Genomic DNA, 26,407 nt, shown 5'->3' on the forward strand with positions numbered 1-26,407 from the left:
TCTCCTCTATTTCAGTACAACATACACCTCATGTAACATTTTTCCTGCTTCTTCTAACTTCGTTCTTGGAATGATCGCAGATTTTTCTGCTTCATCTGCTTTCCATTCCTCCTGATCTAATTTTCTGCCGTCAAACCGTACTTCTTCGATCCGATATATATCGAATGCTTTTTTTTCTTTATTCTCATAAATAACCTGACAATTTACGCCCGCAAAGAAAAGTGACAGTTTTGCCAGACCATTCTTATCAAACTGCTCCGGCATCAGCTTTGGCATCAGTAAAAGATCACCGCATTTTCCTTTGACCCCGAACATTTCTGTGATCACTGTCAGCATATACCAGCTTGCAGCACCGGTCAGATAATGGTACATGCCTCTTCCGCGACCGTTAAAATATTCCGGGATTCCAGGATAGATCCTGCTGACCGGGAAATTGACCGACTGACGGTAAAGGGCGGATAGTGCCTTATATCCTTCCGCCGCAAATCCTCTCCGGTACAGTGCATTTGCAAACATCACCGCCATGTGGGAAAATACAGCTCCGTTTTCCTTCTCGCCATATGCAAAGCCAAACATCCTGCCAAGATCCATCTTTACCTCATCAAAATCCGTATTCAGGCGGTAACCGCCGACCTCTTCCTTATACAGATAGCGGTCTGCACTCTTTATGATCTCTTTTACCTGTTCTTCTTTTGCAGTTCCTGCCATCACAGCGAACACCTGGCTGGTAAGCATCATACGGATGCCCTGTTCAAATTCACCCTCCACACGCCTGCCGTGATTATCGTAATAGCCGTTAAACCAGCCATTTCCCTCTGAATCTGTCACCCATTCGGTGCTGCGGATATGATCCATCATCCATTCTGCTTTGTCCGACAGGCTTTCGATCAATTCTTTTACCGGTACTTCTGTTTTTTCTCCGCTGACGTTATGTACACAGCTCTCTGCATAAGATAAAAGCAGCTCTTTCTTCTTTTCGACGGAGTCATATAATTTCCCGTCTCCGCCTAACAGCACGCTGATCTCTTTTGCAAGGAAAACGGTACTTTTTCCTGTTTTTTCCTGATATGTCTTTAAAAGTTCCGCAATATCCTTTAAATTTCCGGCATAGGCATTTGTGAACGCAACGCTCTCCCCGCGTTCCGGTGCCATATCCAGTGCATCATTCCAGTCTGCCCCGCGAAGTAAGATATGTCCATGTTCCCCAACCTCATAAAAAGCGGTCAGATTCTGCAGCAGAAGATGTTCTAATACACTCCCTTTATAGATTTCCTGTGTCTCTGTTTTCTGCCAGCAGCCATATGCTTCGTCCCACGCATCATCCTTTTTGGTTCCTCTTACAACCTGTCTGTCCTTAAAATAGGCAGCCTGTTCATCTAAGATCTCTATGTCCCCGGTCTCATCGATATAAAGTTTTGTCGTAAAAAACGGCCACACACCATGATCCATCCACACGCGTGTAATGTTATTGCGGTCTGCGATAAATTCGCCCTGTCTTTCTCCGATAATTGTTGCATTCGTTCCATCCATACGCACACCGGCAAAATTTGATAAAAGCATTTCCCGGACACCATCCGGATTCATGATCAGAAGTGCCAGACAATCCTGCCAGAGATCTCTCCAGCCCCTTCCGCCTTTTCCGTAATCATGGTGTGGCAGGAAAGAACAGCCGTAGATCCGTCGTAAGATCGGCTGAAAACTTACCCAGTGGATGTATTTGTCAAACACCAGATCTCCTGTATGATAAGAAACATTTACTTTTTCTTCCCAATAGGCTTTCACACGGGCAAATTCGTTTTTTACTTTGTCCGCTGTTTTATATTTTGCGGTAAGTTCTGCGATACCATGTTCTACGTCAGCATTTTTCCAATCTGTCACTGTGTCACTGCCTGTATTCTCATGATCTGTCTTTTCTTCTGCAGCTTCCTGCTGCTTTAACGCTCCGATCAGGACTGTGTAGGACACAGTTTCACCTGCCTCTAACACCACCTCTTTAAAATGGAGTCCTCCGACCGCCTCGCATCCTGCAAAGCTGCATCCTGCCTTCACACCTTCAAGATTTTTTACAACTGCCTCCGGTCTCTCGAAATTGCCGCCTTCTCCAATATAATCTTCCACGACCGGATAAAAATCTTTTGGCGGCTCGCCGTTTCCATCAAAACCACAGACAAAGTAGGTCACATCATTTTTACGGTGCCCACGCTCGTCGAATGAAAGTGTCGGTGTCACAAGCACACCGTTTTCCACCGTTTTGATCCGGTGCAGTAAAGATGTCACATGTCGGTGATCCCTGATATTATCTGCACTTCTTCCATATAAAGGGATTGCCGCTGTCGGTGTGAACCGCACCTGCATCTTCCCGATATTTGTGATCTCCACATACATGATCTCTGCGTTCTCATCCACCGGAACGAACGATGTGATTTCTGCAGATAACTGATATTTATCTGAAGTTCTCGTCACGGTATGCCACATCAGTCCTGCTGTCACTTCATTTTTATCTGACAATCCGGTAAACTTCTTCGACTCTTCTTCCGCAGAAATGCCTGTTGCCGACCAGTTACCAGCATTTGCGACATGGCACCAGAAGTTCCTGCTGCTGCGGTTATTATGCAGATTTTCTGCACTGACCGGCTCAAGTATAAAAGTATTCTGATCTATCTTACAGTCACCTGAAAGATTCGGTGTCACTGCACTTTTGATTCCTGCTTCTCCTGCCACAGGGAAATACAGATAACTGTAATTTTCCGCATTTTTTAAGTTAAATGTGGCATCCTCTCCGATAAACTGATATGTATCCTGCATACTGACTACTCCTTTTTCCTTTTCATGTTCTGACATCATTGTAAAGAAAAAAAAGGGCACAAAAAAAGATACCTTTTTTCTGTAAGGTATCTTTTTTTTAGGCTGACAGATATCTGTCACTTATTTTGTTTCTTTCTTATATTTTGTAAAAGACAGGATATTACTGCAGATCACAACGATTTCAAGCAGCCCTGCCCAGTTTTTTATACTGATCTGATAAAACAGGGACGTAATACTTGTTGCCATTCCGGCAATCCGCATCTTCTGTGGTTTTAACCACCAGATCGAAAGTAGTGAGATCGATGATGTCAGAAATACCAGTATGGAAGATATACCGGCGTCCATGCCCTTTCCTTCCGTTCCTTGATATTTGCGGCGATCAGGATTGTAAATGAAACAAGCATGCTGTACGCACCGCCCCTCCATTTAACATATCCATTTCTTTTGTTTTCTCATTTGCCGTTTTCATCCGGATATGTACTTCCTCTTTCCAATGATTCTATCTTTCGCCGGTGTACTGCATCACTAATATTGTTTTATTTTGCACAATCCAGTATAATCTGTCTGCATCTGTCATATCCAAGTTGTGAACTATTTAACGCTAACGTATAATTCGCTGCCAGCCCCCACTTCTGTTCCGTATAGAAATTATAGTTTGTGCTGCGACGTTTGTCTATATCCATTATCATTTTCTTTGCATCAGCTTCCGTCACATGATATAACCTGCAGATACGCTCCACTTTTTGTGGCATATCCCCATGTATAAAAACATTCAGCACATCATCCCTGTCCTTTAAAATAAAATCGGCGTTCCTTCCAATGATCACACAGTCCTCTTTCTGTGCTATTTCCATGATCACTTTGCTCTGCGTTTCATATACGATATCTTCCACGGATTTTCCCGTGATATCCCTTCCTGTAAATGCATACGCAAACAACCCTTTTTTTGTGGATAATTCTGCTTTTTCCCTGATATATTCCGGTGAAAGTCCTGACTTCTCTGCGATCTGGCTGATAATATCTTTGTCATAATATGCAATTCCAAGCTCTTTTGCCACTTTCTCGCCGATAAAACGTCCTCCGCTTCCAAATTCCCTGCTGATCGTGATAATTCTTTTTGCCATGGTTCATCCCTCCCTAATCTAAACTGTCAACTTTTGTTTTTCTGATTTTCTTTAAAAATACATATCCTACCAGACATGCTATAAACTCTGTGACCGGAAATGCCCACCAGATCAGTGAAACCCCTGCCTGACCATTTCTTACAAACACAGAAAATATTCCTGCTAACGGCAATATGATCACAAGCTGTCTTAAAAGTGAGATCACAAGTGATTCGATTCCACCATCTAGTGCCTGATAAATTCCCTGATATGCCACATTGATCCCTGCAAAAAGAAAGCTGATGGAAATGATCCGCATTGCACCGATAAAATATTCTCTCGACTGTCCGGCATTAAACAAAGTTGCAAATGCTCCAGGGAAAATTTCTGTAATGATAATGCCAAAGATCATCAGTGCAACGGTATATAAAAGGCCATATCTGATTACGTCTTCGATTCTCTTTTTACTGAGCATGCCATATGCAAAAGCTATGATCGGGGTGATCGCATCCCTCAGTCCAAAAGCAAGGAACAATACAAACTGCTGCACTTTGTAAAACAGCCCGTATGCGGTCTGCGCTGCCGGAGCAAATTTTAAGATAAGGTTCATTACGTATACCATAACAGACATTAATGCCTGTGCAATGATCGCCTGAAGTCCGATCGCATATATTTCCTTTATAATGCCTGTATCCGGTTTCATATACTTTATTCCGTGGTCAAATTCTTTATTTAATCTGATATGAAAAACAAATAACATTAACGCCGATGCCACCTGTCCGATCACCGTTGCATAGGCAGCACCCTTTACCCCCATTTCCGGGACCGGTCCGATACCATAGATCATGATTGGATCAAGAATGATATTGATCACTGCTCCTGTAACCTGACCGATCGTAGAATAAAGTGAACGTCCTGTTGCCTGTAATAATTTTTCAAACAGTGAAAAGGAAATGATTCCAAAAGAAATCACACAGCAGATTCTCAAATAATCCGTTCCCATGGAAAGAACTTCTGCATCCACTGTCTGCGAAGAAATATATGCTTTTACCCCGAAAATTCCAAATAACAGACATACTGCATAAATGATCACACCTAAAAACAGGCTGTTTCCTGCAACTTTCGCCGCTTTTTTACTGTTTCCCTGCCCGAGCGTTCTTGCAAGCAGCGCATTCGTTCCTACTCCTGTTCCAATCCCGACTGCGACCATAAGCATCTGCACGGGGAATACCAGCGTAAGTGCATTTAATGCCGCCTCGCTTCCCACCTTCATGTTTCCGACAAAGGCACTGTCCACGATATTATAGACCGCCTGCAATGCCATCGATAAGATCATCGGTATCCCCATCTGAACCATGAGCTTACCTACCGGCATCTCCTTCATTTTGTTACTCTCTGCCATTTTAAATCCTCCTTGTTTTGCATCTTGTTTTCTGCACAAAAAAAGTGTGCACCTATCATATAAGCTGGACTTACGCTGATAAGCTACACACTTTTTTATGGCAATCATTCATAAGATGTAATTTTTTATGAAAAAACGAGCAGCAAAAACTGGATTTACGCAGATTTGCTACTCGTTCTTTTTTGAATTATAATTATTTTATTTTTAAAAGTCAAACGGAATTTTTTGCAGATCAGATATTCTGCTTTACCCATGCTTCAAGTTCTGTCTTTGAACTCTTTGCCTGACCGCCCATAATGGATTTACCTTTTCTGACATCCGCATCCGGGCACAGTGCTTTTATCGTTTCCTCACTTTTGCCCATACCGCTTCCCTCATTCGTGCAAAACGGAAGGATTTTCTTTCCGGAAGTATCAAAGAATTCCAAAAACGTTGCTACTGCCATCGGTATCGTCCCGCAATAATTCGGATATCCGAGAATAATGGTGTCATAATCTCCCATATTTTCCGGATAATTTATGAGTTCCGGTCTGTTATTTTCCGCAAAATCGACTTTTGCCTGTTCAACACACTCCCGGTACTGATCCGAATACGGCTGTTTCATCTCAATTTTAAAAAGATCTGCTTCTAAAAATTCTTTTATGAGTCCGGCACAGATCTCTGTGTTTCCAACCGTTATATTTTTTATGGAACCGCCAAAATAATTTTCTCCCGCTCTTGAAAAATAAGCAATCAATGTACGCATTTTCAGCTTCCTCCTTTACTCAAGAACCATAATACTAAAGTCTGTCATAATGTCAAGGTTATCAGCGAAACATTTCCTTTAATCTTAAAATATTCTTTTCAATCTCTGCTATCACTTCCATAAATACCTTATCATCACATCCTGTCGGATCAGGCAATCCCCAGTTATCATCAAACTCCCTGCCGATATACGGACATCCGACATCACATCCCATGGAAATAGCGATAATGTACACATATAAATGCTACCTTTTTCTTACGCATGAAAACCTCCTTTCAGATGATCCGCAGTCTCTTAGGATCAGACAATGCTTTGAGGATTTTGGCTGTCTCTGTATAGATTTTTTCCAAATCAATCACCTCACATAGAAATATCTCTATGTGTTAGGATAATATACAAATAGAAAAAAGTTAATATGACTATTCATTCACTTTGTCTACAAAACGCATGAAAGCACTTCTTCCTTCTTCCGTGCATTTGTAAACACCGGCATCTTTTAATACTTCCATAAATACCAGACCAATCTCTGTCTGCACGATCTCATGCAGTCTTTCCGGAGTAACTTCGCCCTCTAAACCGGTACCGAATGTAAATCCGTATTTCGGAAGGAACTCTTCTACCCAGTCTGCATGTTTTTCAAGGACTTCATCCTCACGGATAGATGTTCCATCAAACAATGCCTGCTCTAAATCTGCCATCTCTTTTTTCAGACGTGCCGGAAGCACTGCAAGTCCCATAACCTCGATCAGACCGATATTCTCTTTCTTGATATGGTGCAGTTTTGCATGCGGATGGTAAACACCAAGCGGATGTTCTTCTGTTGTGATATTATTACGCAATACCAGATCCAGTTCGTATAAATCGCCGCGTCTTCTTGCGATCGGAGTGATCGTGTTATGTGGCTCTCCGTCTGTCTCGGCAAAAACAAATGCAGCCTCGTCTGTGTAACCTCTCCATGCCAGTAAAATCTTATCTGCCAGCTCGATCAGGCGGTCTTTTTTCTCTGCGCTGATACGGATAACGGACATCGGCCATTTTACGATACCTGCTTTGACATCCTCAAATCCCTTGAATGATATCTCTTTTTCCACCGGAGCTTTTGCCATGGCAAATTCATAATGACCGCCCTGGAAATGATCATGGCTCAAAATAGAGCCGCCAACGATCGGAAGATCTGCATTTGAACCAACAAAATAATGCGGGAACTGCTCTACGAAATCAAGCAGTTTACCAAAAGTAGCACGCTCGATCTTCATCGGTGTATGCTGTCCGTTAAAGATGATACAGTGCTCATTATAATAAACATAAGGAGAATACTGGAAAAACCAGTCACTGCCATTGATCGTTACCGGAATGATCCTGTGGTTCTGTCTTGCCGGATGGTTCACACGGCCTGCATATCCCTCATTTTCCTTGCAGAGTAAACATTTCGGATAACCGCTCTGTTTTGCAAGTTTCGCTGCTGCGATCGCTTTTGGATCTTTTTCCGGTTTGGATAAATTGATCGTGATATCCAATGTACCAAACTCAGTATCTGCAGTCCATTTCAAATCTTTCTTGATACGGTATCTGCGGATATAGTTTGAATCACAGCTTAATTTATAAAAATAATCGGTTGCTGCCTGGGCAGACTGATGATTATAAAGTCCACGGAATTTTGTAATGACTTCGCTTGGTCTTGGCATAAGCATGCTCATGATCTTTGTATCAAACAGATCGCGGTAGGTGATCGTATCTTCCGGCATCAGTCCCTGCTCTGCTGCATAGTCAAGCATCTCTGTAAGAATACCCTCTAATGCTTTCTCTGCAGATTTCTGTGTCATTGGCTCTCTTTTTTCATAAGCTGTAACAATGTTCTCTTCTAACTCATCTAATTTAAAAAGCTCTAACAGACGATTGATGGTAAATCTCTTATCTTCCGGTGCAACCAGTCCTGTCACCAGACCATATTCTGTTAACTCTAAAATCTTTTCCTGTATCATTTTCTTCTTCACCTCTATGCTATTCTACGTATCCGGACTATATTCTGTCGCGCATACACAATTATGCTGTCTATGTCATTTCTGACAATGAAACACTTCTCTTTTTATGCTAATTTCACCGGGCCGTCACCGATCTCAACAACATAGAAATCTGCTGCGTATCCGATCTTCTTCTCATAAGCGGCTCCAACTTCTTTGATAAAAGTATCCACAGCTTCATCTTTTACGATACTGACCGTACATCCGCCAAAACCTGCACCAGTCATTCTTGATCCGATCACACCATCGATCTTCCATGCTTCTTCGACCAAAGTATCAAGCTCGATACCGGTTACCTCATAATCATCACGGAGAGAAACATGTGATTCATTCATCAGTTTTCCAAATAAAGCAACATCATTATTTTTCAGCGCCTCTACTGCTTTGATCGTTCTCTGATTCTCATAGACTGCATGTTTTGCACGTCTTACACACACTTCCTCTTTAATGGCATCTTTGTGTTCCTCAAACTGTGCCTCTGTCAGATCTCCGAGTGCATCAATGGAAACCACTTTCTGTAACTCTGCTAATGCCTTCTCACATTCACTGCGGCGCTCATTGTATTTGGAATCGCCAAGTCCACGTTTTTTATTGCTGCAGGAAATCACGATCTTTGCATTTTCCAGTTTGATCGGTGCATACTCATATTTTAAAGTTGCCGTGTCAAGGAAGATTGCGTGTCCTGCTTTGCCCATTGCGATAGCAAACTGATCCATGATACCACAGTTGACACCGTTGAATTTATTTTCCGAATACTGACCGATCAGTGCAAGATCCTGATTTGTCACGTCAAATCCGAACATATCGCGTAAGATAAATCCTGTTAAAACCTCTACGGATGCAGAAGAAGAAAGTCCGGAACCATTCGGGATGTTTCCAAATAATACAAGATCCATACCCTGCTCTACTTTCATGCCTTTTTCTCCGAATGCCCACATTACACCCTTCGGGTAATTTGTCCAGTCAGCTTCTTTCTCCGGTTTTAAATTCTCTACCGATGACTCTAACACACCAAGCTGCTCAAAGTTCATGGAATAAAAACGCAACTTCTTATCATTTCTTTTTCTTGCCACACCATAAGTACCGATCGTCAGTGCACAAGGAAATACATGACCGCCATTGTAATCGGTATGCTCTCCGATCATGTTCACACGTCCCGGTGCAAAATAAACACCAATCTCACCTTCATCTCCAAATAACTCTTTAAACTTTGCCAGTACGTTCTCCCAAACCATCTTGAATCCTCCTTTAATTTCTTCTAATACATCATTTGTTCTTATTTTGCCGCACATCATCCTGTTCGTTTTTTTATCCTTGGAAAACAGGATGCATTTGTTTTGTTTTCTTTGATAATCCTATTATACTGCATCCAACTCCCTTTGCAATGGCTGAAATGCAAACTGCAACAAAGTGCAGAAAATCCTGCAACATTTTTACATAAATGTTGCAGGATTTTAAAACCTTTTCTTATCATCAATTATTTTATGCTTCAAAATCGCGGATCAGTTTCAATGTTGGCAGCGCATTTCCCTTATAATCAAATAATGCCTGATTTGCCCACTCGTTGCCACATGGTCCCGGATCCTGTATATATTTTAAAGATGCAGGTGTTGCCCAGCCGGAACCCGGAACCGGAATCCATGCCGGCTCCCAGTAGAAAAATCCCTTTCCTTTTCCACCGTCAATATGGCTGATACGTTTTAAGAAATCTTCCATAAAATCGTACTGTCCCTGTATGGTCATCGGATATTCGATTTTCTCGACCAATGCCGGCTTTGTCGCATATCCTTTGCGCTCTTCGTCGGACAGTTTCTCATAATCTTTGTAATCTTCCATTGTATATCCCATGGAAACTTCAGCTACGATCAGATCTTTGCCATAACGCTTTGCGATATCATTCATGTTGTCATTTAACATCTGAAGAGATCCATGCCAGAATGGATAATAGGACAATCCGATCAGTTCAAAATCCTCACCGCGTTTTGTAAAATTATCAAACCATTCACGGTAAAGTGCATTGTTGCCGCCATTGTCAAGATGGATCATAACCGGAATCTTTGACAGTTCCTTCATCTGCGGGCATACACCTTTGATAGAGCCTGCGAGACGCTCTTCATCTGCTTTACGGACAGCACGGATACCGGCATTGACAAATGTTGCGATGTTATCATAGTTCGGCACCTTGCCTTCCGGCCAGAGCAGACCATTTGAAAGTTCATTTCCGACCTGTACCATCGTGATATTGACACCGTTTTCCAAATAAAGATGCATCATCTCTAACGTGAAATCATAAACTGCCTGCTCTAACTCTTTGACACCATAATTTTCCCATGCCTTCGGTTTAAACTGTTTTCCCGGATCTGCCCAGAAATCACTGTAATGCAGATTTAAAAGTACACCAAAACCTGCTTTTGTCACCTTTTTGGCGATCTCAAGAGATGTCTTTGGATCATTTTCTCCTGCACCGTAAGATTCTCCTGTTTCTGACCACGGATCATTCCAGACACGGATACGGATCGTATCCACATCATAAGATTTCATGATCTCCAAAATATCCTTTTCTTCTCCGTTGTCATAATATTTCGCACCACACTTCTCCAACTCTGCAAGTGTAGATAAATCCATTCCTTTTACAAATTTCATAAAATTATTCCTTTCTTTTTTACGCTATATTCCTCTGAACCGGAATGTAAATTCCAATGGTTTTGTCGCATCAATATGGTATTCCGGATGCACCCATGAGCCCCAGCTATCATCGCCGCCGACTCCCATCTGTGCCATTGCCACACGGACGATCGTATGATGTACCTGTGGCAGTTCATAAACATGTGCTGCATTTTCAAGTTCATGCGGTGTATATGGGAGTGCAGAAAAACTTAATTCATCTCCCTCAAACAGAATACCTCTGCCTTTTGCATCCACAAGACGCGCATAGCGCACACCGACTTTGTTGCCGCATTCCTGCGGAACTAAGTATTTTGCCATATTGTCAGCTACTTTATTACTGTAGATTCCAAGTTTCGCACCATGTCTCCGGTCTGCATACGTCTCATCCGGTCCCATGCCATACCAGGTAAGATTGTCATAATCTGCATTAAACCAGAACATCATGCCAAACTCCGGCATATCCGGAAGTCCCTCGACCGGATCATACATCAATTTCGTCTCGATTGTTCCATCACCGAAAACCGTGTAGGCAACCTGACATTTACTTGCCGGTGTTGTCGGCATAAAATAAGTATAGGTGATCTTTACGGTATTATCTTTTTCTTCCACTTTCGTTGGAACATTGTCAAACATTCCTCCATTTCTGTGGCTGATATACATGCTGGCGATCTTCCACTGCGCATAGCGCGCCGGTGCCATACTTCCGTTATCATTGTCAACCGGTGCCCTCCAGAAATTCGGCATCGGGATCTTTTCGATCATCTCTTTTCCCGCATAACGGTAAGAAACAAGTCCACCATTCAACATGGAGAACAGACAGTCAAAATCTTCACCCTTCACACCGATATTTACCTTTCCGTGAACCACACGGATTGGTTTTTGGGATGCATGGAAAACGGTACTCTTTTTATAAATCTTCTGTCCAAATGCAACTTCATGACCTGCATCTGCCCAGCTTCTGTCCTCTTTTAAAAGGAATGAAACCGTAAGTGCATATTCCACGTCCGGTTCTTCTTTTTTCTGATCCTGACCATCTGCCCGCAAAACTGCAAACGGTATCTCATAATCGGAAGAACTAAGCGGTGGTACTGCTGTTTTGATCTCCTGTTTTTTTATCACAACTCCATTTTTCTGTAAAACTGCCACACAGCGGAACTGGTCTGTACCCGCAAACAGATTCTTATTCACTACCGTGAATTTTCCATCCTTTTCAAACAGGACACTGATATTCTGATAATTGAATTTTACTTCCTGCATTTTCGGGGATGGATCTCTGTCACCGCCATAACAGATTCCATTTCCACTGAAATTATAATCCGTCGGCCGCTCTAAGAAATCACCACCATATGCCTGAAACTCTTTTCCATAGCGGTCTTTTTTCAAAATGGACTGGTCAATGTAATCCCAGATAAAACCGCCCTGATATCTCGGTTCCGTATCGGTCAGATCCGTGTATTTGTGCATGGCACCACAGGAATTTCCCATCGCATGTGTATATTCACACATAATAAACGGTTTTTCCTTATGCTCGGCGAGGAATTTTTTCACATTTTCCACGCTCGTATACATCTGGCTTTCCATATCGCTGGTCGCCTCATATCTGCGGTCATTGAAAATTCCCTCATAATGAACCAGACGGTATGGATCTAAAACACGGAATTTTTCGGACATGTCAAAAATTACTTTTCCGCCGTAAGATTCATTTCCGACTGACCAGATCAGAACTGCCGGATGGTTTTTATCTCTCTGGTAACAGGAATTGACGCGGTCAAGCATCATCGGTTCCCAGTCCATGTTGTCCCCCGGAACGATCGTATCTTTCGGCACAGAACCATGCATCGCAGCATCCCACGAACCGTGTGATTCGAGATTATTTTCTGCAATCATATAAAGTCCGTATTCATCACAGAGATCATATATAATGGATGCATCCGGATAATGGCAGGTACGGATCGCATTGATATTGTTCTGTTTCATTGTTACAATATCTTTTAAAACTTCCTCTTTTGTGACCGCACGTCCTGATATGGAACTGAATTCGTGACGGTTGACACCCTTAAATACGATACGTTTTCCATTTAATGTCATAATACCGTCTTTCATTTCAAAACGGCGGAATCCAATTCTTTGGCTGACAAGCTCGCTTCTCTCCCCGTTTTGATCAAAACATTCGATCGTAAGCGTGTATAAATTCGGGATCTCCGCACTCCACAGATCCGGTTTTTTAACCTCTTTTTCAAAATGAACTTCCCCCTCAGAGACTGGCAGCTCCTCAGAGAAAATAATCTGTTCTTCTTTTTCTTCCAAAACGGAATAATTTCTGCTGCCGGTCAGGGTCAGTCTTGCTTTTCCCTCGCCGCGCATCTGCATTGTGACAAGAAGATCTGCATTTAAAACCGCCTCATCGACAACCGGCTGCACTTTTAAATCATACACATGCACCTTTGGCATGGTATACAGATAAACCGAGCGGAAAATACCGGAAAACCGGTAAAAATCCTGATCCTCACACCAGCTTGATGATGTCCACTTAAACACCTGTACTGCCAGCTTGTTTTCACCTTCTTTTACATACGGAGTCAGGTCAAATTCGGACGGTGTAAAACTGTCTTCGCTGTAACCGACATACTGACCGTTTAACCACAGTGCAAAACCACTCTCAACGCCCTGAAAGGAAATATAAAGACCATTTTTCATAAACCCTTCCGGCAGTGTAAAATATTTTACATAACTTGCTACCGGGTTAAATTCACTCGGCACCGTATCGCGCCATACATCTTCCCTGCCGTCCCACGGGTACTGGATGTTCACATACTGTGGAATATCATAACCTTCCATCTGGATATGCGCCGGCACGCGGATATCATCCCAGCATTTGCAGTCAAAATCCTCTGCCTCAAATCCGGTAACAGCCTGTGCATAATTTTTTGCATAATGAAATTTCCAGATTCCATCTAACGGTAACCGGAAGCTGCTTTTTTTCTCCTCTGCCTCTTTCTCATCTGCATATGAAATATGATCAGAGTGCGCTGACATACAGTTTTCCTTAAAAAACTTCGGATCATGGATCTTTTTTATTTCGAATGACATGTAATGTTCTCCTTTTATCTTTTTCTTATCTCCATTTTAACGAAAAAATGCGCATTTTACATCTGTATTTCAACACAAAACACGCATTTTCAATCATAAGTTTTACCAGCCTTTCAAAGCGGAAATATTATAATTTAACAGTTTTCTCTCATAATTTTCCGGACTGATCTTCCACTGATACGGAGATGTATTCAGATATTTTTTGAAGTTCCGGTTAAATGTAGATGTCGTGGTAAATCCCACTTTCTGTGCGACCACATCCATCGGATCATTTGTCTTTTTCATGATATCACATGCTTTTTGCACACGCATCAGATTGATATAATCCATAGGTGACATATTCATATAAGATTCAAACACTCTTCTGAAATGCGTCTCACTCATATGACTTGCCTTTGCAAGTTCTTCCACACGAATATTATTCGCATACTCTAATCTGACATAATCAAGTGCTGCCGTAATCTGGGAAACACCTGTCTTTTTCTTTACTTCATCCTCCGATACATCACTTTCACACATACGGAGCAATTCTGTAAAAAATGCGATCAAAAGACCTCTGACACAATCATTAAAATGGCTTTTTTTCTGTCTCATCTCATCCATGAGCATCTTCACAAGAACGGAAATCCCGCGATTTTCCCATTCATGGAAAAACAAAGCCTTTCGATTGACCATCTGTAATACTTTTTTTTGCATGACAGCATTATCCGGATACAATTCCTGGATCATGACCATCGGATCAAAAAATAGATATTCCCAATAGCTTGGTCCCTCCGCTATATCACTGATCGTCACATGCGGGTAATTCTGCGGAATAATACTGACCATTGCCGGTTCGTAGCTTTTTGTCTGTTCATTTAAGATCAGCCTGCCGGTACCGTTTTTACAATATCCGATTTCCATGAGATTGTGAAAATGAAGATTGCTTTCATCATGTCCGTAATCACGAATCCAGTTGTCTCCTAAAAGTGCCAGAACATATTCACCCTGCGGAACTTCGTAAAACCTCAATTCCATCGTGTCTTTTTTCTTTTTTCCCATGGTTATTACCTCTTTTTAAAACTGCCGTACATTATTTCAGTACGGCAGCCATTTTGTTTCTGATATCAGAATTTAATCAAAATCAAATTTTGTAATTCTATCATGCATTGCTTTATAACGGAAACGGATCATTTCGTTTTTCTCTAATACATCCTCTTCCGTTCCACGGTACTGACAGCGGATACAGCTATAAATACCAGTTTCTTTATTGTAGAACATATCGATGTCAAGATCTCTTAAAAAACAGGATGGGCATCTATAATTTAATTTGCCTTTGCCAAGTTGAGCCATGTTGCAAATACCTCCTTATCTGAGATTGTTTTTCTGTATCCCAATGTGAACATTGGTGAGAATGCATATCCTTCTTTTACATATCCTTCTGCCTTTGCATCGGATGCTGTCATGGATACTCTTGTCTCGATTTCAGGAACGACTGCAGAAACCTCTGTAGCTCCTACGACGCCCTCTTCACGGCATTTGTATTCATAGTTGATCGTCTTCTCTTCCGGTCCGTTGATCTTTAATGTGATATGACTCATATCTTCGGAATATTCAGTTGTACCATAGCATGCAACCATGTATTCATTTAATGTTACTTCTGCAGTCGGATCACTCATCTCTAAGATGTGACGCTCGATCCTGATGTTGGAAGATCCTTCCTCAAAGTATTCTTTTGTCTGAAGTTTTACAGTCAGATCCTTAAACTCGATTGTAACAGGGTCTAATGTAAGGATTCTTGTCTTGCCTTCCTGGGAGAAGTGTGCATGTGTCGGGCAGAGGCAGAGATCAACTTCCTCTCCTTTGTAAGAAAGTTTTGCACTTCTTACAGTTCCCTCTCCTGCGTAATGTGTAAAGTAACCTGCACGGTATTTCTCCTGGATTAAGAATGGGTAGGATGCATCCTGAACATGTTTTGTTCCAATGCCGACCGGCCACTCTAATTTTGCTGCATAAGGACGAAGATCAACGATCGCACCGCCCTGATCCATATTAACACATGCTCTCATGTACGGATCGCAGTACCAGAATAACTGTTTGTCTGAACCATATAAGATATCTCTCCAGAGAGCACATTCCGGCTCATTGTAATTGTTCTGGTTGACACCTTTTTTCTCACGATAATAATCAGCAAACTCTGACATAGTCATGTCAATTAACTGACCTTCTTTTTTCAGCTTTCCATAGTAAGCACATCCATCACTGTAGGATTTGTAAAGAAGTTCATATGGCTGCTCCCAGCGTCCCATCTTGTTCATCCAGCCCGGTCCAACGAACATCATGTTGTATGCATATCCGTTGTTATATTTCTCTAAGGAACGGTACTGGTCGATTAAGTTATAAAGATATGGATATTCCCATGTCTTTGTATCATAAATCATACCACGGAGTACATTCTGCGGATGTGTTCCGAAGTTCGAACCATTTCCATCGTAACATGCGATCAGGTCACGGGAAAGATGAGGGATCGCTACGATACCACTGTCTTCCTCTTTATTTGCAGCCGGTGCATGTGTGTTCTGTTTCGATGGGATCCATGGTGCCCATGGGCCGCCATCAAATAATGTATACCAGGAGTTGTTGCAGGTGTGATATGCCTTCGGACCTTCCTCCCAGCAGGTAGCAACTGCACATTTTACAGTCGGATAAGTTGCTTTGATATAGTTTGTCAGGTCAGCATCCATATAATAAGATCCTGTGGACTCCGGATAAAAACCGAATCTGTCATGGAATTTTTCGAATACATCATTTACGATGGCTTTCTTATCTTCCATGGAGAACATCCAGATACAGAAGTCTTTTGTCTTATATTTTTCGCGGAACTCCTCGCAAGGAAGTCCTAATAAAGATAATGCGATCTCATCACCATATACTTCATGGTCATGTTTTGCGATCTCTACTGCTTCATCATTGAAGAGTGAAGCATATGTCATCTGAATGGTTACTTTTAATCCATTCTCGTGAGCTAATCTCTGCTGTGTCTTAAAGATATCCAAAGACTCTGTTAAAAGTGCTTTATCTCCGATATCCTCTTCTTTTCCCTGTCCTGTCACTGTCGCAGAATACTCTGGAACCAGCTCCGGACGATGAATAAGATTCAGTACAAATTTATCCATTTTTTTCTTTCTCCTCTAAAATTTTATCTAAAAGAGTTAATACTCTTCTCAAAACTACACTTTCTCAGAAGAACGCTGCTCCTGCGTTCTTCCAACGCGGGTTAGTAACACTTAGGCATTGCAGCCTCTGCTGCAATGTCTACTTAGTGTTACTTCCCGCAATTTAGCCTTTAACAGCTCCGCCGGTAACACCCTCAACATAGAATTTCTGCATCACTACGAAGAGAATGGAAATCGGGATTGCGATCATTACACCACCGGCACAGAAGATTGCGAAGTAATCTCCGATCAGAGTCTTCTGTAACAGGTTATAAAGACCGATCGCAACTGTCCAGTCTGCCGAATCTTTCGACTTGATCATGATCCGTGCCAGAACAAAATCCATCCATGGATTCAGGAAAGAGTTGATAATCGTATATACTATCATCGGTTTTGACAGCGGAATAATGATTTTTCCAAAAATTGTTGCCTCGGAAGCACCCTCTAAGCGGGCAGCCTCTCTCAGTGAAACCGGGATGGTATCAAAGAAACCTTTCAATACTAAAAACCCAAGTCCCGAACCTGCAGAATATACGATAACCAGACCTGCAAGTGAATCGGTAAGTCCGATCATTTTTAAAACAAAATAAACAGCGATCATGGAAAGTACACCTGGGAACATTCCAAGAATGATAGAAAAGCTCATCAGAGGTTTTCTCGCCTTGAATCTCATACAACTGAATGCATAAGAGACCATCAGTACAAAAGCGGATGAAACGATACAGGTAAAAAATGCTACGATAAAAGTATTTTTAAACCATGCAGGGAAGTTTGCTGCTGTATCTGTCTTGAAGAACAGTTGATGATAGTTTGCCAGTGTCCAGTGTTCCGGGAAAAAGTGCTGATAACTTACACCCTTTGTAGTGGAAAGGGATGTTACAACCAGCCATACAATCGGAATCAGCCAGATGATTGCCAAAAGAGCAAGTACTAAATGTCTTACAATGATTTTCCATGTTTTCTTTTTCATTATTGGTACACCTCCTCTTTATCGCCACTGATCATTCTTGTATAGCTAAGCAATGTAAGAAGCGCACAGATAGCAAATGAAATAATACCAATTACCGATGCCATCTTATAGTTTGAGTTATCGTTGGTCAATGTAAACAGCCATGTAATGAGAAGGTCTGTCTCTTTTGCATTAGAGTTTGCAAATGCCATGTTTGCTGTTGCATTGGAACTTGTCAGCAGATATATAACGTTAAAGTTATTGATGTTTGCAATGATGCTCTGAATCAGGGATGGTCCACAGATAAATAATACATACGGCATTGTGATCTTCCAGAAGATCTGCCATTTATTTGCACCATCGATACGTGCGCTCTCCAACTGATCTGTCGGAATATTCATCAGAATACCGGTAGCGGAAAGCATCTGATATGGAACACCGACCCAGATATTAATAAGAATGATCATTGCATGAGACCAGCCCGGTTTAGAGAGAAATGGAATATAGTTTCCTGAAACAAGTCCGATGCTTTGTAACCAGCCTGTCAGACCGATGTTGGAACATAATGTATTTACAATACCGTGGTCGCTGAACATTTTGCTTACAAGAAGCAATGTTACGAACTGTGGAATCGCGATTGTCACAACAAAAAGTGATCTCCACATTTTTTTAAAATGTGTATCTTCATGGTTGATCAACTTTGCCAAAAGAATACCACCGATGAAAGTTGTAAATGTTGCCGATACTGCCCAGATCATTGTCCATGCAAGAATTCTTACGAATGCATAGGAGAATGTGATCGTGGTGCCGCCTGTAAACATATTCTTAAAGTTTCTAAGTCCAACCCATGTAAACAGGTAGTTTGGCGGCATATGATCCATATCATAATTGGTAAATGCCACACAGGACATAAAAATGATCGGTATAATGTTCATCATAATAACACCGATACTCGGCAGGGTAAGTAATGTGATATAAAACTTACCATTGAAAAGAGATTTTATATCTTCTGCAAATGTATTGACATGTTCTCCCTCTTCTTTCATAAGCTGAAGCCGGTAAACAGCTTTCATATTGCTTATATATAAAAATATGAATGCTACGATTACGAGAACACCAATAATACCATATAGCAGGATCAGCAATGAGTTATCGTAATCATTAACAGTATTTTTCAAGGTCAGCGGATCAAATACGGACTCATACTGAACGGTACCAAGTGTATTTAAATCCTTAATATAATTGATAGAGAACATTCCTGTAAACAGGATCACTACCACTTCAAGGGCTGTTATTAAGACACCTTTGACGATCTGTTTCCGTCCCCAGTATCCGGCACCCATAACAAGCAGTGAAAGCTTGCACCAGATATCTCCCTTTGCCACTGCTGTTCCGAAATCGACAAAGTATTTTTTGATTGCGTTTAAAAATGTTTTCATAGATTCACTCCCTATGCGCGTGAATGAGAATTTTTGTTTCGGTAACAAAAACTTTTCTCTTTTTAAAAATCCCCACATGACCTGTCTGTCAGGTCATGTGGAAATATGAGTTTTACAGATATTTTGATTATTCAGCTACCGGCTGTGTAATACCAGCTACTGCATCATCAAGTACAGCCTGAAGATCTGTTGCACCGTCAACCAGATTCTGTCCAAGTGCCTTTGCCGGATCCCAGTAATTATTGCCTACAACCTGCTGATCTGCAAACTCTGACTGCGCTGCAAGTGCTGCAAGTGCCGGGGAATCAATCTGAGCTGCTGCTACTGTGTTAGCCGGTCCCTCTGATGTAGCGTTACCGATTGCTAACTGGCTCTCCTCATTTGTGAGATACTCAGCAAGGAGCATTGACCAGCCAACATTTTTAGCATGGGAGTTCACACCTACGAATTTGTATCCTGCATAAGATCCCATCTGTGTAGCTGTTCCATTTACATCGAAAGTAGGTAATTTACATGCTGCATATCCGTCACCGTATTTCGCTTCAAAAGATCCGGTGTTCCATGTACCGGAAACATATGCGCCAAGTGTACCGTCATTTAACATGGTAATTGCATCCTGATCTTGTACGCTTACAAACGCCGGAGAAGAAGTGATATTTTCAATGCTCTGTGCTACTGCAAGACCTGTCTCAGAGTTCCAGTCACAATTATTTGAGTTATCTTCATTCATGGAAAGTTCACAGCCTGCACCAGAGAAGAATCCATACAGATACCATCCATCTGCTACATTCATGCCAACTTTTGTTCCTGCTTCTTCCGCTTTTGCTGTAAGATTTTCCCAGGAAGCCACATCCTCTTCAGAGAAGATGTTTGAATCATAGTATAAGAAATAACCGTTTGATGCTGTTAACGGATAAGCGTAAAGTTTTCCGTCTTTGGTAGCTGCTGCTACAGTTGCCTCTGAGTTTGTTTCTTTCGGATCATATGTATATGTAGCTGCCACTTCCTGAAGCGCACCTGCATTTACAAGATCATTTACCTGATCATCTGCAAATACAAATACATCTGCTGCCGCATCAATATCCTCAAGAATCTTATCTTTGGCATCTGCCTCAGATACAGCACCGATTGTGATGTTGAAATCTACATCTGAGTACTGCTCTTTGAATTTGTCTGTCAGCTCTTTCATAACATTCTGATAAGCTTCAAGTTCTGAGCACCATAACTGGATATCTACGGTTCCATCTGTAGATGCGATCAGATTTGCGATTGCATCATCGGAAGCTGATGCTGCCTCTGTCTCTGCAGCTGCATCGCCTGCTTCTGTTGTTGCAGCTGCATCACTGCTCTCTGCTGCGCTGTTGTCAGCTGTGCTGTTGTTTGCGGCTTTGTTTCCACATCCTGCGAACATGGAAGCTACCATTGCTGCACATAATACTGTGCTGATGACTTTTTTCTTCATTTGAAAATCCTCCCTTTTCCTTGATAGAAAAAAATGTTCTTTTAGAACGCTTTTTCGTGTTGCGCTATGCGCAATCGGTTGTTCTATGGTTAGAGTATATCTCTGTTACATACTTGTGTCAATGTCCACTATTTATAATAAATCCGACCATTTTTTAGCAATTTTGCACAATATTATTTTCTTCTCTTTCTTTTATTTTTTTCATATTCGACTTTTGCGCAACCGTTAACCATCGATTTTTCGTGCATTTTCAATTATGTAACATGCTTTTTATGGATGTTTTAGCTCTTTTTTTGCAATTTTTGAACCAGTGATTTTGGGGGCAGATTTGGTAACATTTTCAAAAGATATAAACTGGGTATATCTGCCCAGCAAAACAGTTTTCTGTAAAAAAAAAGCGAAACACATTCATTTTCCTGTGCTTCGCCCATTTCAAATTCATAACTTCAATCTATCCATAGATTTTCCTGTCTGTATTTACTTTGTCGATTCTTTGAGTACCACTTCATATGGAAGTAATGTGCGTTCTTTTACTTCAAGTCCCTCCGTCAGATCAAGCAGTGTTCTGCATGCTACCATTCCAAGTTCTTTCGCATCAAATGACAGCGATGTGATCGACGGTACGTTATTTTCAAGTACCATGCTGTTATAAAATGATGCCACCCGGACATCTTCCGGTACTTTGACATGCTGCTGGCGGAGTGTTTTTAAAACACGGCTGCAGACAGCATCATCCATACATAGAATACAGTCTGCCTGCCGGTTCAACGCTTCCTTGACTGCTTTTTCCACCAAAACCTGATTATCCTGGCTTAAAAACATCAGGTCCTCATCTAACTCTTTTCCCATCTTTGCATATGCTTCGCGAAATCCCCGCAGACGGCTCTGTGTGACCACATGTTCCTCATTGCCGCCGATCAGCGCAATTTTTTCCATTTGTTTCATCAATATGATCGATGTAAGTTCTTTGCATGCGCTCTTGTGATTGTGGTCTACCTGGATCACACCTTTATAATTGGTACTGGTACTTCCGATCGTGACAAACGGTACATTTTTTGTCTGTAAAAACTCGATCTGCTCATCTTCCACAAAAGTCCGCATCAAAATCACACCATCCACTTTATGGTTAGCAATGATACGCTCTAAAGAAGATATATCATTTGTCATACAGATAGAAAGCAGGATGTCGTATTCCATGCTTCCAGCGATCTCCTGTATGCCAAACAGACATTCCTGAAAGAATGTAAGATCCACCACATCATACTCTCCCGGCATGACAACACAGATATTATAAGTCTTAGACTGTGCAAGCCCTTTCGCAATCACATTTGGCTTATAGTCATGCTCCTCTATATATGCTAAAACACGTTCTCTCGTTTCCTTACCGATCCGTCCTTTGCCGGAGATTGCACGCGATACGGTTGTCTTTGATACCCCAAGTGCCTCTGCCACATCCGCAATCGTAATATTTTTTTCTGACCCCTTATCCATAAACTCTTATCCCTCGCTTTTTTGCGCTTAGTTGCGCAACTAAGTTTATTATTGTACAACCAGGGGCAAAAATCAATCCTATTTTTTTCCTAATTTTATTCCAGTATCAGACTTTTTACCGTTTTTCCGGCAAGCCTCTCGCTACGCGTATCCGGCTGCATACCTCCGACAAATATCCGGAAGTTTCCAGACGGCAGGATCTTCTTTCCTTTCTCATCATACAGCATAAACGCCTCCGGTTCTAAGCGGATGTGAATTTCTTTTTCTTCTCCTGCGTGAAGTGGAAGTTTTACGATCTTTTTCAACTGTCCATATGGCATATCAGAATGTTCTGCCTTCACGTAAACCTGTACCGTCTCGATACCATCCATTTTTCCGGTATTTTTTACGGACACACCGATCGTTACCCCATCAGAGGTCTTTGGTCTCTGCTCTAAAAACCTGATATTCTGATACGTATACTCCGTATAGGAAAGTCCATAGCCAAACGGATATAATGCCTCCTGTTTCATATAACGGTAAGTTCTTCCCTTCATGGAATAGTTTTCAAACTCCGGCAGTTCTTCCGTGGTACGGTAAAATGTGACCGGCAGTTTTCCTTCCGGATTTGCTTCTCCAAACAAAATATCTGCAATCGCCGCTCCGCCTCTTGCGCCCGGATACCATCCCTGTATGATCGCATCCACATGTTCATCCGCCCAGCTTACCGCAAGCGCGCTTCCTGATAACAGGACTAAAACAACAGGTTTGCCACAGGATACTGCTGCTTCTAAAATTTCCTCCTGTAGTCCCGGAAGATTCAGATCCGGTTTGTCACCACTGCCATACTCATTGCCTGCATCTCCTTCTTCTCCCTCAATACCTGCATCGAGCCCAAGTACTGCAATAACCACATCACTCTCTTTACATACACCAAGCACTTCCGACATGCGGTCATTCTCCTGTGCCAGATTGCTGGTACGATCCTTATAAAGATGACATCCCTCTGAATAGAGCACCCTCACATCATCGCCGACATAATCTTCAATTCCCTCTAACACAGTAATGTAACGTGACGCAGTTCCCTCATAATTGCCAACTAACGCACGTCTGCTGTCTGCATTCGGCCCGATCACACCGATCGTTTTTATTTTATTTTTATCAAGCGGTAATATATGCTCCTTATTTTTTAACAGGACAATCGTGCGTTTTGCTACTGCTTCATTGAAAGTTCTCATTTCTTTGCTGTCTGCGGCAAGATAAGGAATTTTATCATATGGGTTTTCTTCTTTTTTATCGAACACACCCAGTTTCATTCTTGCCGTAAAAAGATTTGTGACAGCCTCATCTAAACGTTCTTCTTTGACCAGTCCCTGTCTTACCGCCTGAACCAGAAAGCCAAACAATGTACCGCAGTTTAAGTCACAGCCATTATTCATTGCCATCGCAACCGATTCGATCGCGGTGCTTGTAACATGATGTCCTTCATGAAAATCCCTGATTGCCCAGCAGTCAGATGTCACATGTCCCAAAAATCCCCATTCTTTTCGCAGAATATCGTTCAGCAGACGTTTGTTTCCACAGCACGGAACTCCATTTGTCCGGTTATAGGCCCCCATTACTGCTTCTACTTTTCCTTCTTTTACACATGCTTCAAATGCCGGCAGATATGTTTCCCTTAAATCCTGTTCCGTCACCTTGGCATCAAATTCATGACGCACCACCTCCGGTCCGCTGTGAACTGCAAAATGTTTCGCACATGCAGCCGCTTTTAAATAATTTTCATCATGTCCCTGTAAGCCTTCAATATACCGTACTCCAAGACGGCTGGTCAGATACGGATCTTCCCCAAAAGTCTCATGTCCCCTGCCCCATCTTGGATCGCGGAAAATATTGACATTCGGCGCCCAGAAAGTCAGGCCTTTATAAATATCTGTATCTTTTCCTTCCTGCTGCATATTAAATTTGGCTCTTGCCTCCGTTGACACCGCATCCCCGACCTGTTCTAACAGATCTTCGTCAAAAGTTGCAGCCAGACCGATCGCCTGCGGAAATACTGTTGCTGTGCCGGCTCTTGCCACACCATGCAGTGCCTCGTTCCACCAGTTATATGCCTTTATATTTAACCGTTCCACCGCCGGTGCCTGATACAGGGTCTGTGCCACTTTTTCTTCCAGTGTCATTTTACCGACCAATTCTGCCGCACGTTTTCTATAATTGTCAAGTTTTTCTTTATTATGATTCAGTTCCATATGTCCATCCTCCATACTTATACCGGTTTTAATGTCAGGCTTTATTCTCTGGCAGCCTGCAAAAAACATTGCTTATTCATTTATGTTAATGAATAAGAGTATAACTGTCTACACTATATTTTACAGTATTTTTCCCGACAAATCATAGATATTTTTTCAAAAGAAAAACTGCGGCATTTTTCATACCGCAGTCTCTTTGACTTATTTTTTGATCTTGATTTTTATGGTTGCTTTCTTACCACTTCCATCGGTTGCTTTTGCCGTGATCGTAACTGTTTTTCCAATTCCGGCTTTCTTTGCCGTCACAACACCTTTGCTGTTTACTGTCGCATATTTGTTGTTTGAAGAAGTCCATTCAATCTTTGAATTGGCTTTCTTTCCATTTGTTTTTACTCTTGCATACACAGTTATCTTCTTACCGGCTTTCACTGTTTTAGCTTTTGCCTGTAATGTGATCTTTGTAACTGTATGTTTCATGATCCTGATCTTGGCTTTGGCACGAACACCGCTTCCATCCGCTGCTTTTGCCGTGATCGTAACTGTTTTTCCTGCTCCGGCTTTCTTTGCTGTCACAACACCTTTGCTGTTTACCGTCGCATATTTCGTATTCGAAGATGACCATACAACTTTTTTATTCGTCGCTTTCTTCGGGCCAACGGTTGCCTTCAGGGTCAGTTTTTTCCCAACTGCCAGAGAATACTGTCCCGGTGTGATCGTAATTTTCTGTACTTTCACGTTTTTCTTTGTATTATCTGGTTTCTCTGTATCCGCCGGTTTCTTTATATTGTCCGGTTTTTCTGTATCACCTGGCTTTTCTGTATCTGCCGGTTTTTCTGTATCACCTGGCTTTTCTGTATCCGCTGGTTTTTCTGTATCCGCTGTTTTTTCTTTCAGATTACCGACTGCTGCAGCTAATCTTTCTGTAACCGCATCAATCTCATCCTGCGTTGCCTTTTCGTTTGCTGCCACCTCTTTTGCTGCTGCAAGTGCCTCAGCAAAAACTTTATAGCTTTCTTCTGTATAGTCTGATGCATTTATTTTTTCAGCTTTGGCAATCTGCGCATTTAATGCTGTCTTATCAACCGAAACGACGACCGGTGCCTTATCTTTTACTGTCTTCCAGATGCACATATTTGCTTCCTCCCTGTGCACCTGAAGTTTCCTCCGTGACCGTTCCGGTTGTGTCCCATCCGGTCAGTCCATCCTCAAAATCAAAATTTGCATTTTCCATACCGGAAACTGTTTCTGCCGACACCTTCACCGGTTCCGGCAATCCGGCAAGCAGTGAAACTGCCATCATACCGGCAAGCAGTCCACTTATAAACCTTCGTTTCATCCTCTTTCTCCCTTCTTCTTTTTACGCAAATATATTTATTCATAAATATTTTCCGTTTGCGCAACCGATTATTCAATTATAAATATTTCATATTTTATTTACAATTAACATATTTCAACAATATTTTTATCGCCTTTTTATTCATTTATTACAATATATTTTGTTTTTATTTTGGTGTTTTTTACTAATTTTTATCGTTTATTTTTAGTATTTTTCACGTTTTATCATCTTCCTTGTTGCGATCAAACTACATTATTGCGCAGTTTTTTTTATATTTTTTTGAATAAATATGCTTTTATTTTTTTATTTTTCCGCTTTATATACTTTTTTTCATGCATTTACAGCCATTTGCGATTTTTTATCTGTTGCATTACAGCATTATGGTTTACATACAAATTTCTGAATGATATACTATATTTGCGCAAGCGGTTGCTTTGTGTATAACACTTACAGATATCATGAAAAGAAAGGG

At 41.6% G+C, this 26,407-nt stretch carries 19 protein-coding genes and 1 pseudogene; all 20 read right to left on the reverse strand.

What is annotated here, in order from left to right:
- Window positions 1-6: 6 nt before the first annotated feature.
- The 20 genes and pseudogenes from H8S51_RS13465 to H8S51_RS13560 all read right to left on the reverse strand — a co-directional run bounded on the left by H8S51_RS13465 (window position 7) and on the right by H8S51_RS13560 (window position 25,935).
- Window positions 7-2,805 carry a GH36-type glycosyl hydrolase domain-containing protein gene (locus tag H8S51_RS13465; RefSeq protein WP_186899395.1) on the reverse strand — a complete coding sequence of 933 codons (2,799 nt, stop codon included), beginning with the start codon at window positions 2,803-2,805 and terminating at the stop codon, window positions 7-9.
- A 120-nt stretch (window positions 2,806-2,925) separates the two neighbouring features.
- Window positions 2,926-3,150: a YgjV family protein gene (locus H8S51_RS13470; RefSeq protein WP_186899396.1), complete on the reverse strand. Its 225-nt coding sequence runs from the start codon at window positions 3,148-3,150 to the stop codon at window positions 2,926-2,928.
- 191 nt (window positions 3,151-3,341) lie between these two features.
- Entirely contained in the window at window positions 3,342-3,929 is a 588-nt protein-coding gene (locus tag H8S51_RS13475; protein WP_117921255.1) for a cytidylate kinase-like family protein, read from the reverse strand.
- A gap of 13 nt (window positions 3,930-3,942) precedes the next feature.
- Window positions 3,943-5,310 carry an MATE family efflux transporter gene (locus tag H8S51_RS13480; RefSeq protein WP_186899397.1) on the reverse strand — a complete coding sequence of 456 codons (1,368 nt, stop codon included), beginning with the start codon at window positions 5,308-5,310 and terminating at the stop codon, window positions 3,943-3,945.
- A 232-nt stretch (window positions 5,311-5,542) separates the two neighbouring features.
- Window positions 5,543-6,055: a flavodoxin gene (locus tag H8S51_RS13485; protein WP_186899398.1), complete on the reverse strand. Its 513-nt coding sequence runs from the start codon at window positions 6,053-6,055 to the stop codon at window positions 5,543-5,545.
- 61 nt (window positions 6,056-6,116) lie between these two features.
- Window positions 6,117-6,281: pseudogene (locus H8S51_RS13490) on the reverse strand (arsenate reductase ArsC); the annotation flags it as partial.
- 193 nt (window positions 6,282-6,474) lie between these two features.
- Window positions 6,475-8,037, reverse strand: coding sequence for a UDP-glucose--hexose-1-phosphate uridylyltransferase (gene galT, locus H8S51_RS13495; protein WP_117921258.1), 1,563 nt, complete (start codon window positions 8,035-8,037; stop codon window positions 6,475-6,477).
- Between the two features lie 104 nt (window positions 8,038-8,141).
- Complete coding sequence (locus H8S51_RS13500) at window positions 8,142-9,311, reverse strand: galactokinase (RefSeq protein ID WP_117921259.1); 1,170 nt, start codon at window positions 9,309-9,311, stop codon at window positions 8,142-8,144.
- A gap of 247 nt (window positions 9,312-9,558) precedes the next feature.
- Window positions 9,559-10,719 carry a glycoside hydrolase family 53 protein gene (locus H8S51_RS13505; protein WP_186899399.1) on the reverse strand — a complete coding sequence of 387 codons (1,161 nt, stop codon included), beginning with the start codon at window positions 10,717-10,719 and terminating at the stop codon, window positions 9,559-9,561.
- 24 nt (window positions 10,720-10,743) lie between these two features.
- On the reverse strand, window positions 10,744-13,833 hold the full coding sequence (locus H8S51_RS13510) for a glycoside hydrolase family 2 TIM barrel-domain containing protein (RefSeq protein WP_186899400.1): 3,090 nt from the start codon (window positions 13,831-13,833) through the stop codon (window positions 10,744-10,746).
- A gap of 102 nt (window positions 13,834-13,935) precedes the next feature.
- Window positions 13,936-14,874, reverse strand: a complete 939-nt coding sequence (locus H8S51_RS13515) for a helix-turn-helix domain-containing protein (protein WP_186899401.1) — start codon at window positions 14,872-14,874, stop codon at window positions 13,936-13,938.
- Between the two features lie 72 nt (window positions 14,875-14,946).
- A complete protein-coding gene (locus H8S51_RS13520; RefSeq protein ID WP_006858267.1) occupies window positions 14,947-15,165 on the reverse strand; it encodes a hypothetical protein in 219 nt (72 codons plus the stop codon).
- A complete protein-coding gene (locus tag H8S51_RS13525; protein ID WP_186899402.1) occupies window positions 15,138-16,988 on the reverse strand; it encodes a hypothetical protein in 1,851 nt (616 codons plus the stop codon). Before H8S51_RS13525 ends, H8S51_RS13520 begins: the two co-directional genes overlap by 28 nt.
- A 163-nt stretch (window positions 16,989-17,151) precedes the next feature.
- The gene (locus H8S51_RS13530) at window positions 17,152-17,997 is read right to left on the reverse strand and encodes a sugar ABC transporter permease (RefSeq protein WP_118210292.1); all 846 of its coding nucleotides are present in this window, start codon (window positions 17,995-17,997) and stop codon (window positions 17,152-17,154) included.
- On the reverse strand, window positions 17,997-19,415 hold the full coding sequence (locus H8S51_RS13535) for a carbohydrate ABC transporter permease (protein ID WP_117921264.1): 1,419 nt from the start codon (window positions 19,413-19,415) through the stop codon (window positions 17,997-17,999). The genes H8S51_RS13530 and H8S51_RS13535 overlap by 1 nt, the downstream gene beginning before the upstream one ends.
- A 127-nt stretch (window positions 19,416-19,542) precedes the next feature.
- On the reverse strand, window positions 19,543-20,877 hold the full coding sequence (locus H8S51_RS13540) for an extracellular solute-binding protein (protein WP_117921265.1): 1,335 nt from the start codon (window positions 20,875-20,877) through the stop codon (window positions 19,543-19,545).
- A 477-nt stretch (window positions 20,878-21,354) separates the two neighbouring features.
- Window positions 21,355-22,368 carry a LacI family DNA-binding transcriptional regulator gene (locus H8S51_RS13545; protein ID WP_117921266.1) on the reverse strand — a complete coding sequence of 338 codons (1,014 nt, stop codon included), beginning with the start codon at window positions 22,366-22,368 and terminating at the stop codon, window positions 21,355-21,357.
- Window positions 22,369-22,463: 95 nt separating this feature from the next.
- Complete coding sequence (locus H8S51_RS13550; protein ID WP_186899403.1) at window positions 22,464-24,599, reverse strand: glycoside hydrolase family 3 C-terminal domain-containing protein; 2,136 nt, start codon at window positions 24,597-24,599, stop codon at window positions 22,464-22,466.
- A 201-nt stretch (window positions 24,600-24,800) separates the two neighbouring features.
- On the reverse strand, window positions 24,801-25,730 hold the full coding sequence (locus H8S51_RS13555; RefSeq protein ID WP_186899404.1) for an Ig-like domain-containing protein: 930 nt from the start codon (window positions 25,728-25,730) through the stop codon (window positions 24,801-24,803).
- Window positions 25,702-25,935, reverse strand: a complete 234-nt coding sequence (locus H8S51_RS13560) for a hypothetical protein (RefSeq protein ID WP_117921269.1) — start codon at window positions 25,933-25,935, stop codon at window positions 25,702-25,704. Before H8S51_RS13560 ends, H8S51_RS13555 begins: the two co-directional genes overlap by 29 nt.
- Window positions 25,936-26,407 lie beyond the last annotated feature (472 nt).

This window comes from Roseburia rectibacter (assembly GCF_014287515.2).
In the GTDB taxonomy this organism is placed as follows: Bacteria; Bacillota; Clostridia; order Lachnospirales; family Lachnospiraceae; genus Roseburia; species Roseburia rectibacter.

Coding starts and splice junctions, on each gene's coding strand:
- H8S51_RS13465 (WP_186899395.1), bottom strand. CDS start 2,805: ATGCAGGATACATATCAGTTTATCGGAGAGGATGCCACATTTAACTTA.
- H8S51_RS13470 (WP_186899396.1), bottom strand. CDS start 3,150: ATGGACGCCGGTATATCTTCCATACTGGTATTTCTGACATCATCGATC.
- H8S51_RS13475 (WP_117921255.1), bottom strand. CDS start 3,929: ATGGCAAAAAGAATTATCACGATCAGCAGGGAATTTGGAAGCGGAGGA.
- H8S51_RS13480 (WP_186899397.1), bottom strand. CDS start 5,310: ATGGCAGAGAGTAACAAAATGAAGGAGATGCCGGTAGGTAAGCTCATG.
- H8S51_RS13485 (WP_186899398.1), bottom strand. CDS start 6,055: ATGCGTACATTGATTGCTTATTTTTCAAGAGCGGGAGAAAATTATTTT.
- galT (WP_117921258.1), bottom strand. CDS start 8,037: ATGATACAGGAAAAGATTTTAGAGTTAACAGAATATGGTCTGGTGACA.
- H8S51_RS13500 (WP_117921259.1), bottom strand. CDS start 9,311: ATGGTTTGGGAGAACGTACTGGCAAAGTTTAAAGAGTTATTTGGAGAT.
- H8S51_RS13505 (WP_186899399.1), bottom strand. CDS start 10,719: ATGAAATTTGTAAAAGGAATGGATTTATCTACACTTGCAGAGTTGGAG.
- H8S51_RS13510 (WP_186899400.1), bottom strand. CDS start 13,833: ATGTCATTCGAAATAAAAAAGATCCATGATCCGAAGTTTTTTAAGGAA.
- H8S51_RS13515 (WP_186899401.1), bottom strand. CDS start 14,874: ATGGGAAAAAAGAAAAAAGACACGATGGAATTGAGGTTTTACGAAGTT.
- H8S51_RS13520 (WP_006858267.1), bottom strand. CDS start 15,165: ATGGCTCAACTTGGCAAAGGCAAATTAAATTATAGATGCCCATCCTGT.
- H8S51_RS13525 (WP_186899402.1), bottom strand. CDS start 16,988: ATGGATAAATTTGTACTGAATCTTATTCATCGTCCGGAGCTGGTTCCA.
- H8S51_RS13530 (WP_118210292.1), bottom strand. CDS start 17,997: ATGAAAAAGAAAACATGGAAAATCATTGTAAGACATTTAGTACTTGCT.
- H8S51_RS13535 (WP_117921264.1), bottom strand. CDS start 19,415: ATGAAAACATTTTTAAACGCAATCAAAAAATACTTTGTCGATTTCGGA.
- H8S51_RS13540 (WP_117921265.1), bottom strand. CDS start 20,877: ATGAAGAAAAAAGTCATCAGCACAGTATTATGTGCAGCAATGGTAGCT.
- H8S51_RS13545 (WP_117921266.1), bottom strand. CDS start 22,368: ATGGATAAGGGGTCAGAAAAAAATATTACGATTGCGGATGTGGCAGAG.
- H8S51_RS13550 (WP_186899403.1), bottom strand. CDS start 24,599: ATGGAACTGAATCATAATAAAGAAAAACTTGACAATTATAGAAAACGT.
- H8S51_RS13555 (WP_186899404.1), bottom strand. CDS start 25,730: ATGTGCATCTGGAAGACAGTAAAAGATAAGGCACCGGTCGTCGTTTCG.
- H8S51_RS13560 (WP_117921269.1), bottom strand. CDS start 25,935: ATGAAACGAAGGTTTATAAGTGGACTGCTTGCCGGTATGATGGCAGTT.